The 1,108-nt window shown below is 72.1% G+C and carries 1 protein-coding gene; it reads right to left on the bottom strand.

Annotation, left to right across the window (positions count from 1 at the left end; genetic code table 11):
* The coding region (locus tag AUL39_RS11220) for a PKD domain-containing protein (protein ID WP_160327025.1) at nt 1–1,108 on the bottom strand (1,108 nt) is incomplete at both ends.

The raw sequence follows: 1,108 nt of genomic DNA, 5'->3' as shown, positions 1-1,108 counted from the left end.
TCACGTCCACGTAGAGGACGTAGCGGCCGGGGCGGTAGAGGGAGAGGGTGCCGGTGGGGTCGGCTGTCGCCTTGCCCCCGTCCCTCACCGTGGAGCCCCAGAGGTCCCATCCGCCCTCGTAGGACCACACGTAGTTGTACTCGGCGCCGTCGAGGTCGCCGGAGGTGACGGGCGTCACGGTGACGGGCTCGTCGACGCGGACGCGGGACGAGGAGACCTTGACCCCGGTGAAGGTCCAGGAGGGGGAGGAGACGACGAGCTGTGCCGACATCGTCCTCCTCTCGCCCGCGCGGTCGGTGACGTCGACGTAGACGGTGTAGGTGCCGGCCCTGGTCAGCGCGAGCGTCCCCGTGGCCTCGCCCGTGCCCCTCCCGGTGTCCCTGACGGTGGAGCCCCAGAGGTCCCAGCCGCCCCCGTAGGACCACACGTAGTTGTACGTGGCGCCGTCGAGGTCGCCCGAGGTGACGGGCGTCACCGTCACGGGCTCGCCGGAGGTGACGCGCGACGCGGAGAGCTCGACGCCGGAGAACGACCACTCGGGCGGCGTCACCTCGAGCGTCGCGGACATGGTGCGCGTCCGCCCGGAGCGGTCCGTCACGTCGACGTAGACCGCGTAGGCGCCCGGCTTGGTCAGCGTCAGCGTCCCCGTGGCCTCATTGGTGCCCCTCCCGGTGTCCCTCACGGTGGAGCCCCAGAGGTCCCAGCCGCCCCCGTAGGACCACACGTAGTTGTACCCGGCGCCGTCGAGGTCGCCGGTCACCTGCGGGGTGACCGTCACGGGCTCGCCGGAGGTGACGCGGTCGGCGGAGAGCTCGACGCCGGTGAAGGACCAGGACGGCGGCGTCACCTCGAGCGTGGCCGACATGGTGCGCGTCTGCCCGGAGCGGTCGGTCACGTCCACGTAGACGGTGTAGGTGCCGGGGCGGGTCAGCGTCAGCGTCGAGGACGCGTCGCTCGTGCCCCTGCCGGTGTCCCTGACGGTGGAGCCCCAGAGGTCCCAGCCGCCCCCGTAGGACCACACGTAGTTGTACTCGGCCCCCTCGAGGTCGCCGGTCACCTGCGGGGTGACCGTCACGGGCTCGCCGGAGGTGACGCTGGGGGCGGAGAG

It is taken from the genome of Tractidigestivibacter scatoligenes (genome assembly GCF_001494635.1).
GTDB lineage: Bacteria > Actinomycetota > Coriobacteriia > Coriobacteriales > Atopobiaceae > Tractidigestivibacter > Tractidigestivibacter scatoligenes.
Note: the sequence above shows the minus strand (reverse complement) of the source record. Positions and strands in the feature narration are given on the sequence as shown.